Here is a 21,618-nt window from a genome sequence, read left to right on the forward strand (position 1 = left end):
CCACGCTAGCCCGGCACTGGGCTGTCGCGCCTCTCGGACGTCCGGCCGGCTGCGAGTCGACGGGTACGTTTCTCGGCATGTACGCCCTGACGGTCGGATTTGATCTCGACATGACCCTGGTTGACTCCCGCCCCGGCATCGCCGCGACCTACCGGGCGCTGACCGCGAGGACCGGTGTGCCGGTGGACGCGGAGCTGGCGGTGTCCCGTCTCGGCCCGCCGCTTCGTACCGAGATCGCCCACTGGTTTCCGCCAGAGCAGGTCGAGTCGGCGGTTCGCGTGTACCGCGAGCTGTATCCGGCGTACGCGATCACTCCGACGGTCCCGCTGCCCGGCGCGCGGGAGGCCATCGACGCGATTCGTGCTCGCGGCGGCCGTGTGCTGGTCGTCACTTCCAAGATCGGCCGGTTGGCCCAGCTGCACCTGGATCACCTGGGCCTCACGGTCGACGAGTTGGCCGGTGACCTGTTCGCGGAGCAGAAGGCGACCGCCCTGCGGGAGCACGACGCGACCCACTACGTCGGTGACCATGTGGCCGACATGGTCGCGGCGGTGACCGCCGGGGTGCCCGGCATCGGCGTCGCGACCGGCCCGTGCTCCCCCGACGAGCTGCGCGCGGCCGGGGCGGACGTGGTGCTGGATGATCTCTCCGAATTCCCGGCGGCGCTGGACGGCATGATCCAGCTAGCCTTGGAGCAGTAGCGGCTCAAGTGAAGCAGGGGTTTTCAGGTGCCTACGGGTCGAGTGAAGTGGTACGACACGGCCAAGGGATACGGCTTCGTCACCAGTGACGAGGGCGGCGACGTGTTCCTGCCCAAGGGGGCGTTGCCGGCGGGTGTCACGGACCTCAAGGGTGGCCAGCGGGTCGACTTCAGTGTGGTGGACAGCCGCCGGGGCGCACAAGCCATGGGAGTCAAGCTGCTGGACGCGCCACCGTCGATGGCGGAGTTGCGCCGGCGGCCGGCCGAGGAGCTGCACGGCCTGGTCGAAGACATGATCAAGGTGCTGGAGGCGAAGGTCCAGCCGGACCTGCGCCGGGGTCGGTACCCGGACAAGAAGGCCGCGCAGAAGATTGCTCAGCTGGTCCACGCCGTTGCGAACGAGCTGGAGGTCTGAGGCACCAGCCCGGCGGTGGCGGCGCGGTCAAGCAGTGCCGTCACCGCGGCGAATCCGGCCTCACCCAGGTCGGCGGTGAACTCGTTGACGTAGAGGCCGATGTGCCGGTCCACCACGTCGAGTTCCATCTCCTGGGCGTGCGCCAGCACGTACTCTCGGCTGGCCGCCGGGTCCGCCCAGGCCTGCCGGACCGACTCGCGGACCCATCCGGCCGCGGCCTCCGGGTCCACCGCGCCACGCCGGGCCAGGATCGCGCCCAGGGGGATGGGCAGGCCGGTGTCGGCCTCCCACCACTCGCCGAGGTCGACCAGGGCGCTCAGGCCGTGCCGGTGGTAGGTGAACCGGGCCTCGTGGATGACCAGCCCAGCGTCGTAACGGCCGGCCGCGACACCCGGCATGATCTCGTGGAACGGGACCACCTCGATCCGGGCCGGCGGACGCCCGGCCGACCAGAGCCGGAACAGCAGGTACGCGGTCGTCCGGTCACCCGGCACCGCCACCGTGGCACCGGTCAGGTCGGTGCGGTCCGGCCCGCCGTCGCGGTCGCCCCGGGTGAGCACGAGCGGGCCGCAGCCGCGACCGAGCGCGCCACCGCAGGGCAGCAGGTGGTAGTCGTCGAGCAGCCAGGGCAACGCCGCGAAGCTCACCTTCACCAGGTCGAACGCGCCCCGCTCGGCCGCCGTGTTGGTGACGTCCACGTCGGCGTACGTCACCTCGACCGGCGGCGCGCCGGGCACCCGCCCGTGCACCAGGGCGTGGAAGACGAACGTGTCGTTGGGGCAGGGCGAGATCGCCAGAGAGAGCGCCACGCCCCTCACGTTAGCCCCGCCCCCCGGCCGATCAGTCGCCGCGGTCCCGCACCTGTGATCTGCCGGGCACCCGCCGCCGCCTGCCTGCCTGCCTGCCGCCGCCTGCCTGCCGCCTGCCTGCCTGCCGCCGCCTGCCTGCCGCCGCCTGCCTGCCGCCGCCTGCCTGCCGCCGCCTGCCTGCCGCCGCCTGCCTGCCGCTGCCTGCCTGCCTGCCTGCCTGCCTGCCGCTGCCTGCCTGCCGCTGCCTGCCTGCCGCTGCCTGCCTGCCGCTGCCTGCCCGCTGCCTGCCTGCCCGCTGCCTGCCCGCTGCCTGCCCGTCCGCCTCTGCCCGCCGCCTCCCCGTCCGCCGCTGCCCGCCGCCTGCCCGTCCGCCGCTGCCTGCCGTCGCCTGTCCGCGAGCCGGCCTGTCCGCGAGCCGGCCTGTCCGCGAGCCGCCGCCTGTCCGCCAGCCGTCGGGGCTCGGACGCCGCTGCTGCTCCCTGTAGAGCTGCCCCGTCTGTGGGGCGCGATGACGGCGGTGATGGTCGTCGACTCGCCGGCCCACTCGTCGACGAAAGTAGGACAGGCCACGCCTCGGGCCACTCCGATCGTCCGCGCCAGGGCACGCCCGCCATCCGTCGACGCGGTCCGGTCGCCGGTGGCAGGGTGGGCCTGATGTGTGTCGCGGTCGGCGGGGCCGTCGGGGCGAGGGTGGGCTGGTCGTTCGCCGAGGTGGGCCTCCTCGTCGATGCCAGGGTGGGCCCGATGCGTGTCGGGGTGGGTGGGGCCGTCGGCGCCAGGGTGGGCTGGCCGTCCGCCGTCACCTGCGGGCCTCCCGCCACCGCCGGCCCTCAAGTCGGCTGCCGGGCCTCACGTCACCTGTCCCCGGACATGATCGACACCATGTCGCCGATGTGGGGGTATCCCGCGCCTCGAATACCGCAATGTCGGCGACATGGAGTGGATCCTGTCCCGGGACAGGACCACGCGAAGCCAAACCATGCCGGCCTTGGGCAGCTTGTCTGCTTTGTGGGTATCACGCCTGGCCAGCCTCATCGTGTACGTGGTTAATTGTCCGGACGCGGGTCGGTCGTCGGTGCCCAGGGTGGGCCTGATGTGCGTCGGGTGGTGCGCCCGTCTGGGTCGGGGTGGGTCTGGTCGTACATCGGGGTGGGTCTGGTCGTGCATCGGGGTGGGCGGGTCGTCCGCGCCAGGGTGAGCCTGCCGTCCGCCAGCTGGGCCTGCCGTCCGCCAGCTGGGCCTGCCGTCCGCCAGCTGGGCTGCCGTCCGCAAGCTGAGCCTGGCCGTCCGCAGGTGCTTGGGCACTGCCGTGCCGGCGAGGTGCACCCGTGGCGTGCCCCACTGACGGGGCAGCTCTACAGGCGCCAACGAAGGGATTTACACAGCGGCGGAGACACTATCCACAGGGTTTTCCACAGGTGGACGGGTTCTGTTGACGGCGCGAGCTGAGCGGAAAACCATGGACGGATGGCTGCCGACTCGGGTGCGATCGACGTGGGGGCAACCCTGCGCGATCTTCGTCGACATGCCGACCTGAGCCAGCGCGAGTTGGCCGAGAGGTCCGGGGTCCCGAAGAGCACGTTGGCTCGGATCGAGGCGGGGCAGGGTGCCGGGCCGGCGTTCCGCACCGTGGAGCGGCTGGTCCGTGCGGCCGGCGGTGAGGTCGTTCTCAAACTCCCCGACGCCCGCTCCTCTGCGGCGGCTGACGAGTCACCGCAGCCGCCCGACAACGAGCTGCGGGACGAGTTGCGGGACGAGGCCGGCCGTCGGTACCCAGCGCACCTCGACGTCCGTCGAGTTCTGACCCTCAAGGACTGGCCGGCCGCCTGGTGGGTGCACTCCTACACCCTTCCGCGGCGGTTGTGGCCGGTACGCGTCCCGGAGCTGACCTATGACCTCGATCGAGCACGACGTGACGAGCGGCGGCTGCGGGCCCGGACTCGGGCCCAGGTGCGGTTTCGGCGCGCGTTCGAAGGGCTGCCGGCCACCTCGTGGCGCTTTCTCGCCGAGGTGCCCGGGGCTGGGCCGGTCGGTGAGTTGAGGGCCCATGAGCGAAGCCTGGACCTCCTCCTCGGCGAGGATTGGGGCGACCGGCGTGAGCTGGTGTTGGAGAGCGTCGTTGTTGCTCCCGGCCTACGGACCCTGGGCATGGGCCGTCAGCTGATCGAGCTGCTGGCCCGGGAGATGGCAGTCGCCGACATCCGGGCCATCCACGCGATAGCCGAGGGCGGCAACGTCGAGTTTCTGCTCGCCTGCGGGTTCGAGCTGCAGGCGGGTCGGCCGTCGGCGCTCACGCTCGAAGTCCGTCCGCCTCGGCGGTAGTCAGCGCAGCGCCGGGCCGCCAGTCAGCGCAGCGCCGGGGCCGCTCGTCAGCGCAGCGCCGGGGCCGCTGCGGTCAGGGCGGTGAGGGCCTCGCGCAGACGCCAGGCATCCCGGTCACGGGGGCCGATCGGGTTGGAGATGGTGCGTAGCTCGGCGAAGGGCACACCGGCCTGCGCCGCGGCGACCGCCACGCCGTACCCCTCCATGGCCTCGGCGACCGCCTCCGGATGCCTTCGGCGCAGCTCCGCGGTGCTGGCTGCGGTGCCGGTGACCGTGCTGACCGTGAGCACCGGACCGGTCGTGGCCGCCGGAAGGGCGGCCCGCAGTGCCGCCAGCAGGCCCGGGTCGGCCCGCACCACACTGCCGGCACCGAGCAGTGCGAGCGGCATGCCCAGCTCGTCGACGGGGATGAAACCGCCCGGTGACTCGGCACCCAGGTCGGCGGCGATGCTGGCGGTGCCGAGCACCGTGTCACCGACCTCGGCCCGCCCGGTGAAGCCGCCGGCAACGCCGGCGCTGACCACCGCACGGTACGGGCGTCCCGCAGCCTCGGCCAGCGCCAACAGCCGGGCGGTGGCGGCACCGGCGACGGCCGGGCCCACGCCGACCGGGGCGACGGTCACGGTGGAGTCGGCCAGTCCGGCGCGGACCGCGTCCGCCTCGGCTGGCACCGCCGTCACCACCAACAGGCCGGTCACGAAAGTGAGCCGGGGGACTCGCGGCGGGTCTCGTCGTCCGCACCCCCGCCCGGGCCTCCGACGGCCGAGGACGGTCGATAGATGTGGTAGCCCGGCGGGGTCAGGCCCGGCTCTTCGTAATGCGGGGAACCGGTCTGGGTCGGTGCCGGCGAGGTGGGCGCCGAGGCCCCCGGCTCGTCCGGCGGCTCGTCCTCAGTAAGCTCGTCTTCGGTCAGCTCGTCGTCGCCGAGCGGCCGGCCGGCCAGCTTCTCTCCGCGCAGCCGGGTGGCGACCAGCACACCCCGGATCGCGGCCAGGACGCCGACCCCGGCGGCGACGGCGATGCCCATGCGACCGTTGAACGGCACCAACCCGAGCCCGCCGCCGGCGACGAAGGCGAGCATCAGCACCGTCTCGGAATGGGCGAAGGAACTGGCGCGCAGCCGTTCCGGGATGCGCTCCTGGATCGAGGCGTCCACGGCCAGCTTGGCCACCCCGCTGACCAGCGCGGCGACCAGGCAGAGCAGGGCGACCATCAGGAGCGAGAACTGGATGACGGCGAGCACCGCTACCCCAGCCAGGATGATCATGCTGCTGGACTGGATGGCCGTCGGCCGGTGGATGCGCAGGCGGGTGCCGACGGCGGTGGCCAGGAAACTGCCGACCGCGAGCGCGGCGCCGACCGCACCCAACGCCCACTCGGCGCCCAGATCCCGGCCGAACACCACGGTGGTCAGATCGCCCTTCTTGATCGCGAACGCGAGGAAGAGCAGCAGGAAGCCGTACACCGCGCGGAGGGTCGCGGCGCCGATCAGGGTGGCGATCACCACACGTCCGGCGGGACGACCCCGGCCCAGCGGACGATCGCCACGGCGACGGCCCAGCGCGCGCAGCGGCCGGGGAACCCGCTCCGGTGGCTCCGAGTCGGCCTTCGGCGGCAACCGTAGGGAGATCACCATGCCGATCAGGAAGATCACCGACGCGACGCGCAGCGGCCACTGCGGCCCGAACCAGAACGCCGCCAGCCCGATCGGCGCCACCAGCGCGCCCGCAACCGTGCCGTAGACGCTGGCCCGGGCACCCACCTGGGAGAGGCCGAGGCCTTCCGGCAGCAACCGGGGCACCGCAGCGGACCGGGCCACGCCGTACGCCCGGGACAGCGCGAGCACCCCGAACGCGGCCGGATAGAGCCCGAAGCCGTGGATGTAGTCGGAGATCAACCAGGCCAGGAACGCGCGGCCGAGCATCGTGGCGGCCAGCGCGTACCGCCGACCGTGCCGGAAGTGGTCCAGCAGCGGGCCGACCACGGGGGCGAGCATCGCGAACGGCACCATGGTCACCAGCAGGTAGAGCGCGACCTTGCTGCGGGCCTCGCCCAGCGGCACGTTGAAGAAGATCGTCCCGGCGAGACCGATGGCGATCAGAGTGTCACCGGCACAGGAGACCGCGTGCAGGTCGAACAGGCGAATCATGCCGACCTCGCCGCCGGCACCCCGGGTCCGGGCCCGACCGGCCCGGCGGGTCACCCAGCGACCGCTGCCCACCGAACCGCGCAGCAGCAGACGAACGGCGCGAATGCTGGTGCCGACGGTCCGCCCGAGGACGGATCGCCCGGAGCGGGAGTACGACGGCATGTGCACCATCCTCGCCCATCTGATCCAGGTACGCCGCACCACTGCGGGGAAAGGTTCCCCGGGAGTCCCTGTCACCCCTGCGCGGCGCATGGGGAACAATGGGGAAGTGACCAGGCCCGCCTCCACCCGCGCCGCCCGTCTCGACCAGGTCTGTGCCGCCGCCGTCGAGGTGGCCCGCGCTGGCATAACCGAGGTGGACGCTGACGATGTCGGCGACCACCTGCAGGTCGTGGCCGAGGGTGAACGGTTGGTCACCCACTACTTTGAGTGCCGCCTCGCCGGCTATCGCGGCTGGCGTTGGGCGGTCACCGTCACCCGGGTGTCGCGCAGCAAGACGGTGACCATCTGCGAGACGGTGTTGCTGCCGGGCCCGGACGCGCTGCTCGCGCCGGGCTGGCTGCCCTGGCAGGAGCGGCTCAAGCCGGGCGATCTCGGTCCCGGCGATCTGCTGCCGACCTCACCGGATGACGATCGACTGGTCCCCGGTTACCTGCTCTCCGACGACCCGGCGGTCGAGGAGACGGCGTGGGAGTTGGGCCTCGGGCGAGCGCGCGTGCTCTCCCGGGAGGGCCGCATCGAAGCGGCGCAGCGCTGGTATGACGGTGATCACGGCCCCGCCGCGCCCATCTCCACCGCGGCCCCGGCCGCCGCCCGTTGCGGCACCTGCGGCTTCTACCTGCCACTGGCTGGTGCGATGCGGCAGGCATTCGGGGCGTGTGGCAACTTCTACGCCCCGGACGACGGTCGGGTGGTGAGTGCCGACCACGGTTGCGGTGCCCACTCCGAGACGTTGATCGAGGCTGCCGAGACCGCGGTCGAAGAGCTACCCACGGTGTACGACGACAGCGCGGTGGAGGCCATGTCGGTCAGCCGTGCCCCGGGCTCCGTGGAGACGGCCGAGCCGGCGGAGCCGTACGGGCACTCCTGATCGTTCGCGTCGGGGTGGCCCGGCGCGGTGGTCAGGTCAGCTCGCGCGGCGGCGGCGTCGGTTGGCGTCGTGCCGCATCATCACGGCGAGGCCCGGGAAGCCCCACAGGAAACCGGCGAGGCAGGTCCAGAGCCAGTTCTCGTGACCGTGGTCGGTCAGCCAACCCCGAAAGAAGATCAGCAGGACCAGCCCGACCACCGCCCAGGCGATCAGCCCGGCGAGGGCGAACGGCACCATCGGCGGGTCCAGTGGTGCGGGCCGCGGTGGCTGCTCGTTCGGCATTCGGCAAGCGTACGCGATCTACTTTCCCTGCCCGCTGCTGATCTGGGACGATGCGCGCGACAACCGGAAGATCACCTGCGAGGACCTGATGGCAGTAGCGCCGCCCGAAAACGGCACACCCAAACCCGCTCACCCGCGTAACGGCTTCGACCGGTTCTTCGAGATCTCTGCCCGTGGCTCGACGTTGAGCCGCGAGGTACGTGGCGGCCTGGCGACCTTCTTCACGATGGCGTACATCGTGGTGCTCAACCCGCTGATCCTGGGCGGTGCGGTCGACGGTGACGGCAAGACCCTGCCGATCCCCGCGCTGGCTGCGGCGACCGCGCTGGTCGCCGGCCTGATGACCATCCTGATGGGTGTGGTCGGCCGGTTCCCGTTGGCGCTCGCCGCCGGTCTGGGCGTCAACGCCCTGGTGGCGTACGAGATCGCTCCCGAGATGACCTGGGCCGACGCGATGGGCCTGGTCGTGATCGAGGGTGTGATCATCGCGGTGCTGGTGCTGACCGGTCTGCGGACCGCGGTGTTCCGCTCGGTGCCGACGCAGATGAAGACCGCGATCGGGGTCGGCATCGGGCTGTTCCTGACCATCATCGGCCTGGTGGACGCCGGCTTCGTCCGGCGGATCCCGGACGCCGCCAACACCACCGTCCCGGTTGGCCTGGGCATCGGCGGCAAGCTGGTGAGCTGGCCGCTGCTGGTCTTCGTGGTGGGTCTGCTGCTCACACTGGTGCTGGTGGTGCGCCGGGTGAAGGGGGCGATCCTGATCGGCATCCTCGCCTCGACGGTGCTGGCGGTGATCGTGGAGGCGATCGGCAACATCGGCCCGTCGTTCGTCAACGGTCAGCCCAACCCGAAGGGCTGGTCGTTGAACGTGCCGGAGCTGCCGAAGACGGTGGTCGACCTGCCGGACCTGTCGCTGCTCGGCAAGTTCAACGTGTTCGACTCGTGGGGCCGGGCCGGCTGGGTGGTCGTGCTGATGTTCGTCTTCACGCTGCTGGTCACGGACTTCTTCGACACCATGGGCACGATGGTGGCGGTGGGCCAGGAGGGTGGCCTGCTCGACGAGGGGGGCACTCCGCCGCGAGCCAAGGAGATCCTGCTGGTCGACTCGATCGCCGCGGCGGCCGGTGGCGCGGCCAGCACCTCCAGCAACACGTCGTACATCGAGAGTGCCGCCGGTGTCGGGGAGGGTGCCCGGACCGGCGTGGCCAGCCTGGTCACCGGCGTGCTCTTCCTGCTGGCGATGTTCCTTGCGCCGCTTGTGGTGATCGTGCCGTTCGAGGCGGCCTCGACGGCCCTGGTGGTGGTCGGTTTCCTGATGATGACCGCGGTGCGGACGATCGACTGGTCCGATTACGAGATCGCCATCCCGGCGTTCCTCACGATCGTGCTGATGCCGTTCACCTACTCGATTTCCAATGGGATCGGTGCCGGCATGATCACCTTCGTCGTGCTCAAGCTGGCCCGGGGTAAGGCCCGGGAAGTCCACCCCTTGCTGTACGGGGTGGCCGCTCTGTTCGTGCTGTACTTCCTGCGTGGGCCGATCGAGTCTCTGGTCCTCTGATCGATGTCAGGGCGGGGAGTCGATCGGGATTCCCCGCCCGTAACATCATGAATCCTCTCGTGAGCCTGGTCATAACAGATGTCGTTAGCCATGCTCATTAGTTAAGCTAACTACTGTGACGGAGCGGACGGTGACGGCGAAACGCGTGCCACCGGCGCAGCTGGCCCCTCAGCTGCGTGATGCGATCACTCGACTCAACCGGCGGGTCCGCCAGGCCCGACCGGTCGGCGACCTCACGGTCACCCAGGTCTCCGCGCTCACCAGCCTGCGGCTGGCGGGCGCGATGACGCCCCGGGAGCTGGCCGACGTCGAGCGGGTGCAGCCACCGACGATGACGAAGATCGTCGGGAAGCTGGAGGACCGCGGCCTTGTGCGGCGGACACCCCATCCGACCGACGGCCGGCAGGTCATCCTCGCGGCGACCGAGGGAGGGGAGGCCGTGCTCGACCAGTTCGAGCGGGCCCGCGACGAGTGGCTGGCTCACCGGCTGGCCGCACTGGACGAGGACGAACGGGAGACCCTGCAGAGGGCCGCCGAGATTCTTCAGCAGCTCGCTCGCGCCTGAGCCGCGCCCGCCCCACCGGGTCCGTGCCGTCACCTGTCGATGACGCGTACGTCCGGAGGAGGCGCACCAAGAGTGCAGGCGAAGCTGAGCACGATGTTCCAGTCCTTACAGGTCCGCAACTACCGCCTTTTCGCATCCGGGCAGCTGATCAAGTTGATCGGCGTCTGGATGATGTTCATCGCCCAGGACTGGCTCGTCCTCGAGCTCTCCAACAACTCGGCCACCGCGCTCGGCGTGGTCACCGCCTGTCAGTTCACCCCGGTGCTCCTGCTCACCCTGCTCTCCGGCCGGCTCGCCGACCGGTACGACAAGCGGGTGCTGCTCTTCGTCGCCAACACCTTCTGGACCGTGCTGGCGCTCGGCATGTCCGTGCTGGTCCTCACCGACCTGGTGCAGCTCTGGCACGTCTTCGCCTTCGCCGCGCTGCTCGGCACGGCCAACGCCGTGGAGACCCCGGTCCGTCAGGCGTTCGTCTCCGAACTCGTCGGCACGCCGCTGCTGCCCAACGCCTTGTCGCTGAACGCCGCCGTGTTCAACTCGGCGCGGATCGTCGGCCCGGCCGTCGCCGGCCTGGCGATCGCCGCCTTCGACGTCGGCCCGGTCTTCCTCTTCACCGCCCTCAGCTCCGTCGCGCCCCTGGTCAACGTGGTCCGGATGCGTACGGCCGACCTGCACCGCGACGCCCTGCTGCCGCGCGACGAGCGGGCGTCCGCACGGGTCATCGACGGGCTGCGGTACGTGTCGCGCCGCCCCGACCTGCTGCTGCCGATGGCGGTCATGTCGGTGATCGGCATGTCGCTGTTCAACTTTCAGCTCACCCTCGCCGCGCTGGCGAAGACGGTCTTCCACACCGGTGCCGCCTCCTTCGGCCTGTTCAGCACGGCGCTGGCCGTGGGCGCGCTCGGCGGCGCGCTCAGCGGCACCGGTCGGCGGAGCCGGCCGTCGGTCTGGCTGGTGCTCGGCGCGGCGATCGCCTGCGCCAGCTTCGGCACCCTGGTCGGTCTCGCCTCGACGTACTGGCTGGTCGTGGCACTGCTGGTGCCGACCGGCTTCTTCATGGTCTTCTTCGCCCAGGCCGCCAACCAGCGGGTCCAGTTGGGCGTCGACGCGGCCTTCCGGGGCCGGGTGATGGCGCTGTGGGTGCTGGTCTTCCTGGGCACCAACCCGGTCGGCGCGCCGCTGATCGGCTGGGTCGCGGAGAACTTCGGTGCCGGTGCCAGCATCTGGATGGGCGGGCTGATCTCGCTGGCCGCCGCGCTGATCGCCCTCACCTGGCAGCTGCGCCGTTCCGGCGCCCGGCTGCGCTTCCGGGTGCTGCCGATGCCCCGCTTCTACGTGACCTCCACCGACTGCTGACGCTTGGAAAGGGGCCCTCTCTTATCGGACATTCCGGAGGAGGGGGCCCTTTTTGGCATCCGGCGGAGCCGGGGCGAGTCTCGTTGGACGGATTACGCGGATGCGGCCAAACCGCTGGCGGCATGGCACGGTGGGGCTTAGCGTCGATACGTGGGAGTCGGACGCGCGCTGATGCTGGCCCTGGCGTTCCTCGCCGTGGCCAGTGTGCCGGCGGCACTTGCCCTGCTCTTCTGCTATGACGAGATCCTCGACCGGGTGGTCTGCGGCTGGTCGGAATGGCGTGAGCGCAGTCGAGAGAGACGCACCATCGCCCGTCTCGACCGGGCCGTCGAGGCCGACGCGCTGACCCGGGACATCGACCTCAGTGACTTCGATCGCACCGACCGGCGGCCCCTGGAACAACTCGCCGCCGATCTGCGCCGGCTCGGCGGCCAACGGCTCGGTGGCACCGGCCGGCCGATGGTCTGGCACAGCGCGCTGGTCCTGGCGTACGACGACAGGCTCCGGCTGGCCTGCCGCGCACTCGGCATCACCGAGCACCTCGCCGAATTGGACGGCGTCGACCAGGAAATCGAGCGGGTCCGCGTGGAGGGCGTGCTGCACGCCGCCGGGTTGGCCCTGCCCGCGGCCAGGGCCGGCCACCGCCAGTGGCACCGCTGAGCAGGCCCGACGGTTGCGGCTCTTCGACGCGGTCTACCCGCGGGTCGTCTCGGACCTGGTGTGGAGGACTTCCCGGGCCTGTTCGGCGGCGCGGGTGATGCTTTCGCTGATGAAATCGAGGAAGCGGGCGACGTTCTCCAGGCGGGTGGCCGCGGGGGTGTCGGGGCCGAGGATGGCGACGCCCTGGCGCGCGATTTCGACGAGTTGGTCGTTGGCTCGCGCGCTGGCGATCGTCGCCTGGTAGAAGAGTTCGTCGTCGACGACGTAGCGGTCGCGGCGGCGCTCGTCGCGTTCTCGGCGGACGAGGCTCTGGCTCTCCAGGAACGTGATGGCCTTGGAGACGGACGCCGGGCTGACCTGGAGGCGCTGGGCGAGTTCGGACGCGGTGACGCTGCCCGCGTCAGTGGTGAACAGGCAGGTCAGCACCCGGGCGCCCATCTTGGTCAGGCCGGAGGCCATGAGGACGGTGGTGAACGTCTCCTCGTATTCGGCCACGGCCTCGGCGTTGCGCCCGTGCGGCTGGGGGTCTGACTCCGTGCCTCGTACGGCGGTGGGCCTGCGCCGGTGGGCGCGGCGCTCGGTGGCGCGGTGGGCCAGGTCGGCGCGGTACGCGGTAGGGCCGCCGTTGCGCATCACCTCACGCGTGATCGTCGAGGTGGGACGGTCGAGGCGTCGGGCGATCTCGGCGTAGGGGAGGCTGTCGGCCAGCCCCAGCGCGATCTGCTGGCGTTCCTGCTGGGTGAGTCGGCCTCCCGGCATAACGATCTCCTCGGCGATCCATCGTGGCGGTCCCTGGACCGGCCCACTATAGCGTTCACCTCTCGACCATTGCAAAGACCCGTGGCGCGACCGTTGCGTTACCTCTAGATCAGTTGCAATGATTTAAGGGCCTCTAGCTGGGCATCTGCGATACCAATGCAACGTGCTTGTTGCCCGAAACTGAAAGGCAACGTAGCGTTTCGGGTGTCAGAAAGAACGAACGAGCACGGGAGAGCACGATGCAGAAGTTCGACACCCCCGCCCCGATCAACGCCGTCCTGGACATCCCCGCCGGACGCATCCAGTTCATCGCCGCGGACCGCGCCGACACCACCGTCGAGGTCCGGCCCAGCGACCCCGCCAAGGGCCGCGACATCAAGGCAGCCGAGCAGGCAACCGTCTCCTACGCCGACGGCGTCCTGCGGATCACGGCCTCGACCTCCAGCAACCTGCTCATCGGCCCGTCCGGGTCCCTGGAGGTGACCGTTCAACTGCCCGCCGGCTCCCGCGTCGATGCCAAGACCGCCAGCACCGAGCTGCGCAGTGTCGGGCGCCTCGGCGACATCTCCTTCGAGGGCGCGTACCGTCGAATCAAGATCGACGAGGCCGCGAGCGTCCGCCTCACCGCGATCGACGGCGACGTCGAGGTCGGCCGGCTCAACGGCCCTGCGGAGATCAGCACCGCGAGGGGCGACATCCGGATCACCGAGGCCCTGCACGGCACGGTCGTGCTCCGCACCCAGTCCGGCAACATCTCGATCGCCGCCGCCGCCGGCGTCTCCGCCGCTCTGGACGCGGGCACCGGCTACGGCCGTGTCAGCAACAGCCTCAAGAACGACGGCACCAACGGGCTCGACATCCGCGCAACCACCTCCCACGGCGACATCACCGCCCGCAGCCTCTCCGTCTGACCGGACCAGCGGTGGATGACGCCAGGTGTCTCGCGTTGACGGGTGGTGAAGAGCCACCCGTCAACGCGAAGCGTCAGGAGGACTCGCGCGCCGCCGGACCGCTGCCGAAGAGCACGTCGTCCCAGCTCGGCAGACGCTTGCGCGGCTTGCCGTTGGCATCGGTGGCCTCGCCGCCCGCGGCGGCCGCGGCGCCCGTCCGGCGGGGCCGCAGCACCGCCAGCGACGGCACGGCCGGCACCTCCTTGGGTGCGTCCGAGTCATCGTCGAAGGCCGACCCCTGGCCGCCGCCGAGCAGCGCGGCAGCGCCCCCGCCCACCGGTCGCTGCCGGGGCGCGTCCGACCCGCCAAGAGCAGCAGGAGTACGCGGCTCAAGGCCACGACCCGACGAGGCGCCGAGCGGGCGGTCCAGTGAGGCGAGCAGCGCGTCGCGGCCGGCCCGGATCGGGTCCCGGCCAGGGCGCGGGTGCTCGGACGCAGCCGGCAACCCGTGCCCACCACGGCTCGGCTCCCCACGCGACGGACCGGGCAGGCCGTGCCCACCCCGCTCGGGCGCCGGCTCCTGGCCGAGGATCGGCGTGGGCCGCTCGGCGCACAGGTACTGCGCCATGTCGTCGTGCGGGGCGACCGACTGCCGGGTCTTGTCGAGATCCCAGATGGCCTGCGCGGTGGCCTTGCCGGACGGCCAGGTGGCGATGATCCGCCAGGTGCCGTCGTCACGCCGGTACGCGTCCCAGGAGATCTTCTCGGTGTCAATGCCGTGCTGGCTCAGCCGACCGTTGACCACCTCGGCGAGCGGGGTGGGCTTCTCCGCGCCCTTGAGACGGGTGCGGCGGGCGTGCTGGGCGAGCATCGCCCGCTCCTGCAGGACCGGGCCGGCGTAGCGCAGCACCCGGTCGACCGGCACCCCGGCGATCCGGGCGACATCCTCGGCGGACTCACCGGAGCGGATGCGGGCCTGAATGTCCCGAGGAGACAGTGAGGGAATCGGGTCGGCTGCGGTCGGCGCCGTCACGAGCGGCGGCGCACCGGGCTCGGCGTGCAACGCCCCCGAGATCCGGTCGTCGATCGGCAGGGCGAGCAGCCGCCCGACCTCGTCGGCGAGAACCAGGGCATGGCCGTCCTCGGAGAGGGCGACGAAGCGTACTGGGCGCATAGCGTTGCCTCCGTCCCGCTTCGCTGGCCGCACGCCACGAGTCGGCCACCCAGGCGTCTCGGACCACCGTACGCGCATCTGCCTCGGGGTGGGGGAAGCGACACCCCGCATGTCATGACTGAGCTGCAACGATGATCACGGTCGGTGTCCGTGGAAGCCCCAACGGACACCGACCGTGACGAACCTCAGAGTCGCTCGACCACGTAGTCGATGGACGCGGTCAGCGCCTCGACATCGGCCGGCTCGACGGCCGGGAACAGCGCCACCCGCAACTGGTTGCGACCGAGCTTGCGGTACGGCTCGGTGTCCACGATGCCGTTGGCGCGCAGCACCTTCGCGATCGCGGTGGCATCCACCCCGTCGGCGAAGTCGATGGTGGCGACCACGTTGGAGCGCAGTGCCGGGTCGCCGACGAACGGGGTGGCCACGCTGGACCGCTCCGCCCAGCCGTACACCGTGGCGGCGCTCTCGGCGGTGCGCTTGGCCGCCCAGGCCAGGCCGCCCTGGGCGTTCATCCAGTCGGTCTGCTCCGCGGCCAGGAAGATGGTGGCCAGCGCCGGGGTGTTGTAGGTCTGCTCCAGCCGCGAGTTGTCGATCGCGGTGACCAGGTCGAGGAAGGCGGGGATGTAGCGCCCGGACGCCTTGATCTCGGCGGCGCGATCCAGCGCGGACGGTGACATCAGGGCCAGCCAGAGACCGCCGTCGGAGCCAAAGCACTTCTGCGGAGCGAAGTAGTAGACGTCGGTCTCGCCGACGTTGACCTCCAGGCCACCCGCGCCGGAGGTCGCGTCGACCAGCAGCAGCGCGCCCTCGTCCGCGCCGGCCACCCGACTGATCGGGACGGCCACGCCCGTCGACGTCTCGTTCTGGGGCGTCGCGTACGCGTCCACGCCGGACTCGGCGACCAGGGTCGGCGCGCTGCCCGCGTCGGCCTTGCGGACGGTCGGCTCGCCCAGGAACGGCGCGTCCTTGACCGACTTGGCGAACTTGGCACCGAACTCGCCGAAGCTGGCGAACTGGGCCCGGTCGCGGATCAGGCCGAAGGTGGCGACCTCCCAGAACGCGGTGGTGCCACCGTTGCCGATCACGACCTCGTAGCCCTCGGGCAACGAGAAGAACTCGGCGATGCCGGAGCGCAGCCGGGCAACCTGGTCGCGGACCGTCTTCTGTCGGTGCGAGGTGCCCAGGTAGCTGGTGGCAACCTCGGCAAGTGCGGACACTGCCGCGGGGCGGACCTTGGACGGGCCGCAGCCGAAGCGTCCGTCGGCGGGCTTGATCTCATCGGGAATCCGGATGATCGGTGCGTCAGCCACGGTTTTGAAGATCCTTCCGCAAGGGCGAGGGCGGGCCCGGCGACACTGCCGGCCCTCATCCTCGCACTCGGACCCATCGGTGCAAGCCAGGCCCCCGAGGGCCAGGCTGAGTCCTTCGCCACACCTCGGTGGCAACCCCCGGTGTACGCCAAAAGGGGCCCCTCCCACCGCCAGGCGATGAGAAGGGCCCCTTCCGTACAGCTCAGACGCCGTGGGGGATGGCCGCCCAGCCCTCGACGTCGGACGGCTTGCGGGTCTCCGGGCCGATGTAGCGGGCGGACGGGCGCACCAGCCGCTGCAGGCGCTTCTGCTCCAGGATGTGCGCGCTCCAGCCGCCCATCCGGGCGCAGGTGAACATCGAGGTGAACATGTGCGCCGGCACCTCGGCGAAGTCCAGTACGACGGCCGACCAGAACTCGACGTTGGTGGCCAGCACCCGGTCCGGGCGGCGGGCCTGCAACTCGGCGAGGGCGGCCTTCTCCAGCGCCTCGGCGATCTCGAAGCGCGGCGCACCCAGCTCCTTGGCCGTGCGCCGGAGCACTCGGGCGCGCGGGTCCTCGGCCCGGTAGACGCGGTGGCCGAAGCCCATCAACCGCTCACCGCGATCGAGCACGCCCTTGACGTAGCCCTCCGCGTCGCCGCTGCGCTCCACCGCCTCCAGCATGCTGAGCACCCGGGACGGGGCACCGCCGTGCAGCGGGCCGGAGAGGGCGCCGATGCCGGAGGAGATGCAGGCAGCCGCGTCCGCGCCGGTGGAGGCGACGATGCGAGCGGTGAAGGTGGACGCGTTCAGGCCGTGCTCGGCGGCCGAGATGAAGTACGCGTCGACGGCCTTGACGTGCCGCGGGTCGGGCTCGCCGCGCCAACGCTTCATGAACCGCTCGACGATGGTCTGCGCCTTGTCGATCTCCTTCTGCGGCACCGCCGGCAGGCCGAGGCCCCGGGCGGACTGGGCGACGAAGGAGAGCGCGGTCACCGAGACCCGGGCGAGGTCCTCGCGGGCCTGCTCGTCGGAGATGTCCAGCAGTTGGTTGAGCCCCCAGTACGGGGCCAACATGGCGACGGCGGACTGCACGTCGACGCGGATGTCACCGGAGTGCACCGGCACCGGGAACGGCTCCGCCGGCGGCAGGCCCGGCCCGAACCGGCCGTCGACCAGTAGCGCCCACACATTGCCGAACGACACCTGGCCGATCAGATCCTCGATGTCGACGCCGCGATAGCGCAGCGCGCCACCCTCACGGTCAGGTTCGGCGATCTCGGTCTCGAAGGCGACGACGCCCTCCAGCCCGGGTTTGAAATCGGCCATGTGGCTCTCCTGGATCTGGTCGGTGCGCCCGGTCAGCTCATCCGGCCCGGTCGGCCGAGCGCCTTAGGCGACCCTCAGGGATGTGTTCGGAACATACTGCCTGCTGAGTAAGGGATACGCGACCCGCTGCGACTGTGCTGCACGCGACATCTTCGGACGCGCAATCTCGACGCCACTCGGCGAGACTGGGCGGTGCGGTCTGGCCAGCGCGGGAGGGCGTTGGTCGGGTCGCCGAGAAGGAGTGGGGACGTGACAGGCGACACACCCGCCCCGGCTGCGATGCGTAACGAGTACGCCGCGGACCTGGGCCTGACAGAGGCTGACCTGGCCGTCGACTGGCACACCCAGTTCGACGGTTGGTTCGCCGACGCGGTTGCTTTCGGGCTTCCCGAACCCAACGCGATGGTGGTGGGCACCGCGGACTCGGCCGGGCGACCGAGCGGACGGACGGTGCTGCTGAAGGGGTACGACCCGGACGGATTCGTCTTCTTCACCAACCACCTGTCGCGCAAGGGCGTCGAGGCGTCTGCCAACCCGTACGCCAGCCTGGTCTTTCCGTGGTTTGCCATGCAGCGTCAGGTGGTGGTCGCCGGGCGGGTCGCGCACGTCGACCGCGCGACGAGTGAGGCGTACTTCGCCAGCCGGCCGCGCGGCTCCCAACTGGGCGCCTGGGCCAGCCCGCAGTCGCAGGTGGTCCCGGGCCGGGCGGCGCTGGAGGAGCGCTACCAGGAGGTGACCGAGCGGTTCGCCGACGAGGCGGAGATCCCGACCCCGCCGCACTGGGGCGGGTTGCGGGTCCAACCCGAGTCGGTGGAGTTCTGGCAGGGGCGGGCCGGACGGTTGCACGACCGGCTCCGCTTCCGCCGCCTCGACGAGGGTGGCTGGGCCGTCGAGCGGTTGGCGCCGTGACGGGTGTGCAGGAGGCTCGGCCGCGCGGACTGCGTCGCTGGGCGATCGACGTACGTCCGCTGCGTGTGCCCGCGTACCGGCGGCTCTGGCTCGGCAACACCGTGGCGATGTTCGGATTCCAGTTCACCGCCGTCGCGGTTCCGGTGGAGATGTACGCCCTGACCCGGGACTCGTTCTGGGTGGGCCTGCTGGGCGTCGCGGCCTTCGTACCCTTGCTGATCTTCGGGCTCTGGGGTGGCGCGATCGCCGATGCCCGTGACCGCCGTGCCGTGCTGCTCGGCGGGTCGGTGCTGCTCTGGGCGTCCACCCTCGGGCTGCTGGTCCAGGCACTGCTGAACGTGGGCAGCCCGGTGCTGCTGTTGGCGTTGATGGCGTTGCAGTCGGTGGCGTTCGCGATCACCTCGCCGGCCCGCAGCGCCATGCTGCCCCGGCTGGTGCCGGACGACCTGGTGCCGGCCGCCAGCACGCTCAACTACACGACCTTCACCGCGGCCTCGGTCGCCGGCCCGCTCGTCGCCGGTCTGATCCTCTCCGCCTCACCGGACACCACGGTCGTCCTGCCCATCGCGTACGGGGTGGACGCGGTGCTGTTCACCGCGATGCTCTGGGCGGCGCTACGCCTGCCCGCGCTGCCGCCCGAGCCGACCGCCGACGGGCAGGCCCGCCGTGCCGGCCTGGCCAGTGTGGTCGACGGGTTCCGCTACCTCGCCACCACACCCGTACTCCTGCTGTCCTTCGGGGTGGATCTGATCGCGATGATCCTCGCCATGCCGCGGGCGCTCTTCCCGGAGATCGCGCACGAGCGGTTCGGCGGCGGCGGGGCGGTCGGCCTGCTCTACAGCGCCATCGCGATCGGCTCGATGATCGGTGGGCTGACCTCCGGCTGGATCGGCCGGCTCCGCCGGCAGGGGCTCGGCCTGGTGCTCGCGGTCGTCGCCTGGGGAGTTGCGATCGCCGCGGCGGGGTTGGCCCACCAGCTCTGGCTGATGGTCCTGCTGCTCGCCGTGGCCGGCGCCGCCGACCTGGTGAGCGCGGTGCTGCGCCAGTCGATGATGCTGGTCTACGCACCCGACCGGATGCGCGGCCGGCTCCAGGGCGTCAACACGGTCGTGGTCGCGGGCGGCCCTCGTCTGGGCGATCTGCGGGCCGGCACCATGGCCGCCGGGTTCGGTGGCGGGGTGGCCTGGGTGGCCGGCGGGCTCGCCTCGGCGGTCCTCGTGGTGGTGCTCGCGGTCGCGTTCCCGGCACTGCTGCGCTACCGGGCGGCGACGGCGTCGAGCGGTGACCGGACGTGACCGGTTAGGGTCGCCGACATGGAAAGCCCCGATCAGCGCCCGTTCTCCGGCGCCCAGTGGACCATCTCCGCCGCCGGCCACGAGGCCGTCATCGTGGAGGTGGGCGGTGGGCTTCGGACGTACCGGCACGACGGTGTCGACCTGGTCGACGGGTACCAGACCGACGAGGTCTGCCCCGGCTGCACCGGGCAGGTGCTGGCACCCTGGCCGAACCGGATCCGCGACGGCCGCTACTCGTTCGGGGAGCGGGTGCAGCAACTCCCGCTGACCGAGCCGGAGCGGCACGTGGCCATCCACGGGCTGGTCAACTGGGTGCCGTGGCGTCTGCTGGAGCAGTCCGAGGACGCGGTGACGGTCGGCTACGACCTTCCGCCCCAGCCCGGCTACCCGTGGCCGTTGCGGTTGGTCAGCCGGTGGAGCGTCGGTGTGGACGGGCTGCGCGCCGAGCACGAGGTGACCAACATCGGCGGGGAGGCGGCGCCGTTCGGCTTCTCCGTGCACCCGTACCTGCAACTGCCGGGCGTCGCGGTCGACGACCTGGTCATGCGGCTGCCGGCCCGTACCCGGCTGTTGGTGGACGGGCGGCTGCTGCCGGTCGGTGCGACCCCGGTGGCCGGCACCGAGTACGACTGGACCAGCCCGCGCCGGATCGGTTCCGCCGAGCTGGACCTCTGCTTCGGCCAGGTGATCCGCGACGCCGACGGCGGCTCGTCGGTGAGCCTGTCCGCACCGGACGGCTCGGCGGGGGTGAGCATCTGGGCGGACTCCGAGTTTGGCTGGTGGCAGGTGTTCACCGGCGATGCGCTCATCGGTGAGCGGCACCGCCGATCGGTGGCGATCGAGCCGATGACCTGCCCACCGGATGCGTTCCGCTCGGGCAAGGACGTGCTCACGCTCAAGCCCGGCACGACCTGGCGGGGTGCCTGGGGCATCCGGCCCGGAGCCTGATGGAGTTCGCCGAGGTCGTCCGGCGTCGGCGGATGGTGCGCAACTACGACCCGGACCGCCCGGTCCCGCCCGACGTGGTGGACCGGCTGCTCGACCACGCGGTCCGCGCGCCGTCGGCCGGGTTCGCCCAGGGCTGGGGTTTCCTGGTGCTGGAGGAACCGGCCGACCGGGAGCGGTTCTGGGCCGCCACCACACCCGAGGGCGGTGGTCGGGAGCGTTGGCTGGCGGGGATGCGCCGGGCACCCCTGATCGTGGTGCCGCACGCCAACGAGTCGGCCTACCTGCAGCGCTACGCGGAGCCGGACAAGGGTTGGACGGACCGGTCGACCAACCGCTGGCCGGTGCCGTACTGGCACGTGGACACCGGATTCGCCGCGATGCTGATGCTGCTCACCGCCGTGGACGAGGGACTGGGGGCGTGTTTCTTCGGCATCGCGCCGCAGCGGCTCGCCTCCTACCGGGACGCGTTCGGCGTGCCGGCCGAGTACCAACCCATCGGAGCCGTCACAATCGGTTACCGGGCACCCGACCATCGGTCACCATCGCTGCGCCGTGGGCGCCGCGGAATGGACGAGGTGGTGCGGCGTGGTCGGTGGAGCTGAGAATGACGTCCTGTTCGTCCGGTTGAGGATCGGACGAGCGGTAGCGAAACTGACATCAGGGAGCAGAACGCAGCGTGCGCTGGGCGGCTAGGCTGGCACGGTCATCGGTGCCGCGCCGCGCGGTGCCCGCCGCGGCCCGGCTCGGCGCTGTCGGTCGGCCCGGCCACGGGGAGGGGAGCGTGCCGTCGTGATCTTCAGAGCGGTCCGGGACGGGCGTCCCTACCCGGAGCACAACCTGACCCTGAAGCAGTGGGCGGAGATCCCGCCTCGTCCGCTGCGCCTGGATCAGATGATCACCACCAAGCGCGAGTTGGCGCTCGACAAGCTCCTCGCCGAGGACTCCACCTTCTACGGCGACCTGTTCCCGCACGTCGTGCAGTGGAACGGCGGGCTCTACCTGGAGGACGGGCTGCACCGGGCGTTGCGTGCCGCCCTGCAACAGCGCAACCAGATCCACGCCCGGGTGCTGGTGCTCTCCGAGCCAATCGAGTGACGAGCCCTTCTGTC

At 71.3% G+C, this 21,618-nt stretch carries 22 protein-coding genes; 14 read left to right on the forward strand and 8 right to left on the reverse strand.

Annotation, left to right across the window (positions count from 1 at the left end):
• Positions 1 to 77 precede the first annotated feature (77 nt).
• Both JOD64_RS16790 and JOD64_RS16795 read left to right on the forward strand, forming a co-directional pair.
• Positions 78 to 701 carry an HAD family hydrolase gene (locus JOD64_RS16790; protein ID WP_204943080.1) on the forward strand — a complete coding sequence of 208 codons (624 nt, stop codon included), beginning with the start codon at positions 78 to 80 and terminating at the stop codon, positions 699 to 701.
• 27 nt (positions 702 to 728) lie between these two features.
• On the forward strand, positions 729 to 1,115 hold the full coding sequence (locus JOD64_RS16795; protein WP_204943081.1) for a cold-shock protein: 387 nt from the start codon (positions 729 to 731) through the stop codon (positions 1,113 to 1,115).
• On the opposite strand, the gene JOD64_RS16800 is transcribed toward JOD64_RS16795, so the two are convergent.
• The gene (locus JOD64_RS16800; protein WP_204943082.1) at positions 1,076 to 1,924 is read right to left on the reverse strand and encodes a 1,4-dihydroxy-6-naphtoate synthase; all 849 of its coding nucleotides are present in this window, start codon (positions 1,922 to 1,924) and stop codon (positions 1,076 to 1,078) included. The two genes, JOD64_RS16795 and JOD64_RS16800, sit on opposite strands and share 40 nt — an antisense overlap.
• A gap of 1,467 nt (positions 1,925 to 3,391) precedes the next feature.
• Between JOD64_RS16800 and JOD64_RS16805 the strand changes: the two genes are divergently transcribed.
• Positions 3,392 to 4,246 carry a helix-turn-helix domain-containing protein gene (locus JOD64_RS16805; protein WP_239559547.1) on the forward strand — a complete coding sequence of 285 codons (855 nt, stop codon included), beginning with the start codon at positions 3,392 to 3,394 and terminating at the stop codon, positions 4,244 to 4,246.
• A gap of 47 nt (positions 4,247 to 4,293) precedes the next feature.
• On the opposite strand, the gene JOD64_RS16810 is transcribed toward JOD64_RS16805, so the two are convergent.
• Both JOD64_RS16810 and JOD64_RS16815 read right to left on the reverse strand, forming a co-directional pair.
• Positions 4,294 to 4,944, reverse strand: a complete 651-nt coding sequence (locus tag JOD64_RS16810; protein ID WP_204943083.1) for a futalosine hydrolase — start codon at positions 4,942 to 4,944, stop codon at positions 4,294 to 4,296.
• Entirely contained in the window at positions 4,941 to 6,557 is a 1,617-nt protein-coding gene (locus JOD64_RS16815) for an MFS transporter (RefSeq protein WP_204943084.1), read from the reverse strand. Before JOD64_RS16815 ends, JOD64_RS16810 begins: the two co-directional genes overlap by 4 nt.
• A gap of 88 nt (positions 6,558 to 6,645) precedes the next feature.
• Between JOD64_RS16815 and JOD64_RS16820 the strand changes: the two genes are divergently transcribed.
• Positions 6,646 to 7,485: a DUF3027 domain-containing protein gene (locus JOD64_RS16820; RefSeq protein WP_110564657.1), complete on the forward strand. Its 840-nt coding sequence runs from the start codon at positions 6,646 to 6,648 to the stop codon at positions 7,483 to 7,485.
• A gap of 36 nt (positions 7,486 to 7,521) precedes the next feature.
• On the opposite strand, the gene JOD64_RS16825 is transcribed toward JOD64_RS16820, so the two are convergent.
• Positions 7,522 to 7,767 (reverse strand): DUF2530 domain-containing protein, encoded by a 246-nt coding sequence (locus JOD64_RS16825; RefSeq protein ID WP_204943086.1) that lies wholly within the window; start codon positions 7,765 to 7,767, stop codon positions 7,522 to 7,524.
• An 88-nt stretch (positions 7,768 to 7,855) separates the two neighbouring features.
• On the opposite strand from JOD64_RS16825, the gene JOD64_RS16830 reads away from it, so the two are divergent.
• The 4 genes from JOD64_RS16830 (at position 7,856) to JOD64_RS16845 (ending at position 11,912) form a co-directional block, all read left to right on the forward strand.
• On the forward strand, positions 7,856 to 9,331 hold the full coding sequence (locus tag JOD64_RS16830) for an NCS2 family permease (RefSeq protein ID WP_204943087.1): 1,476 nt from the start codon (positions 7,856 to 7,858) through the stop codon (positions 9,329 to 9,331).
• A gap of 115 nt (positions 9,332 to 9,446) precedes the next feature.
• On the forward strand, positions 9,447 to 9,896 hold the full coding sequence (locus JOD64_RS16835) for a MarR family winged helix-turn-helix transcriptional regulator (protein WP_204943088.1): 450 nt from the start codon (positions 9,447 to 9,449) through the stop codon (positions 9,894 to 9,896).
• A gap of 72 nt (positions 9,897 to 9,968) precedes the next feature.
• Entirely contained in the window at positions 9,969 to 11,252 is a 1,284-nt protein-coding gene (locus tag JOD64_RS16840) for an MFS transporter (protein ID WP_204943089.1), read from the forward strand.
• Positions 11,253 to 11,402: 150 nt separating this feature from the next.
• Positions 11,403 to 11,912 carry a hypothetical protein gene (locus tag JOD64_RS16845; RefSeq protein WP_204943090.1) on the forward strand — a complete coding sequence of 170 codons (510 nt, stop codon included), beginning with the start codon at positions 11,403 to 11,405 and terminating at the stop codon, positions 11,910 to 11,912.
• 33 nt (positions 11,913 to 11,945) lie between these two features.
• On the opposite strand, the gene JOD64_RS33955 is transcribed toward JOD64_RS16845, so the two are convergent.
• Positions 11,946 to 12,671, reverse strand: coding sequence for a helix-turn-helix domain-containing protein (locus tag JOD64_RS33955; RefSeq protein ID WP_204943091.1), 726 nt, complete (start codon positions 12,669 to 12,671; stop codon positions 11,946 to 11,948).
• 239 nt (positions 12,672 to 12,910) lie between these two features.
• Between JOD64_RS33955 and JOD64_RS16855 the strand changes: the two genes are divergently transcribed.
• Entirely contained in the window at positions 12,911 to 13,582 is a 672-nt protein-coding gene (locus JOD64_RS16855; protein ID WP_204943092.1) for a DUF4097 family beta strand repeat-containing protein, read from the forward strand.
• Positions 13,583 to 13,655: 73 nt separating this feature from the next.
• Here the strand turns inward: JOD64_RS16855 and sepH are convergent, their stop codons facing one another.
• From sepH to JOD64_RS16870, 3 genes are all read right to left on the reverse strand, one after another.
• On the reverse strand, positions 13,656 to 14,735 hold the full coding sequence (sepH, locus tag JOD64_RS16860) for a septation protein SepH (protein WP_204943093.1): 1,080 nt from the start codon (positions 14,733 to 14,735) through the stop codon (positions 13,656 to 13,658).
• A gap of 185 nt (positions 14,736 to 14,920) precedes the next feature.
• A complete protein-coding gene (gene serC, locus JOD64_RS16865) occupies positions 14,921 to 16,048 on the reverse strand; it encodes a phosphoserine transaminase (RefSeq protein WP_204943094.1) in 1,128 nt (375 codons plus the stop codon).
• Positions 16,049 to 16,250: 202 nt separating this feature from the next.
• Positions 16,251 to 17,357, reverse strand: a complete 1,107-nt coding sequence (locus JOD64_RS16870) for a citrate synthase 2 (RefSeq protein WP_124774249.1) — start codon at positions 17,355 to 17,357, stop codon at positions 16,251 to 16,253.
• A 279-nt stretch (positions 17,358 to 17,636) separates the two neighbouring features.
• Here JOD64_RS16870 and pdxH point away from each other — a divergent pair, with 279 nt between their 5' ends.
• The 5 genes from pdxH to JOD64_RS16895 all read left to right on the forward strand — a co-directional run bounded on the left by pdxH (position 17,637) and on the right by JOD64_RS16895 (position 21,604).
• On the forward strand, positions 17,637 to 18,266 hold the full coding sequence (pdxH, locus tag JOD64_RS16875) for a pyridoxamine 5'-phosphate oxidase (RefSeq protein ID WP_204946101.1): 630 nt from the start codon (positions 17,637 to 17,639) through the stop codon (positions 18,264 to 18,266).
• Positions 18,263 to 19,561, forward strand: coding sequence for an MFS transporter (locus tag JOD64_RS16880; protein ID WP_204943095.1), 1,299 nt, complete (start codon positions 18,263 to 18,265; stop codon positions 19,559 to 19,561). The genes pdxH and JOD64_RS16880 overlap by 4 nt, the downstream gene beginning before the upstream one ends.
• Before the next feature lie 18 nt (positions 19,562 to 19,579).
• On the forward strand, positions 19,580 to 20,509 hold the full coding sequence (locus JOD64_RS16885; protein ID WP_204943096.1) for an aldose 1-epimerase family protein: 930 nt from the start codon (positions 19,580 to 19,582) through the stop codon (positions 20,507 to 20,509).
• Positions 20,509 to 21,111, forward strand: a complete 603-nt coding sequence (locus JOD64_RS16890; protein ID WP_204943097.1) for a nitroreductase family protein — start codon at positions 20,509 to 20,511, stop codon at positions 21,109 to 21,111. Before JOD64_RS16885 ends, JOD64_RS16890 begins: the two co-directional genes overlap by 1 nt.
• 187 nt (positions 21,112 to 21,298) lie before the next feature.
• On the forward strand, positions 21,299 to 21,604 hold the full coding sequence (locus JOD64_RS16895) for a type II toxin-antitoxin system VapB family antitoxin (protein WP_030329612.1): 306 nt from the start codon (positions 21,299 to 21,301) through the stop codon (positions 21,602 to 21,604).
• Positions 21,605 to 21,618 lie beyond the last annotated feature (14 nt).

This window comes from Micromonospora luteifusca, assembly GCF_016907275.1.
Classification (GTDB): Bacteria; Actinomycetota; Actinomycetes; order Mycobacteriales; family Micromonosporaceae; genus Micromonospora; species Micromonospora luteifusca.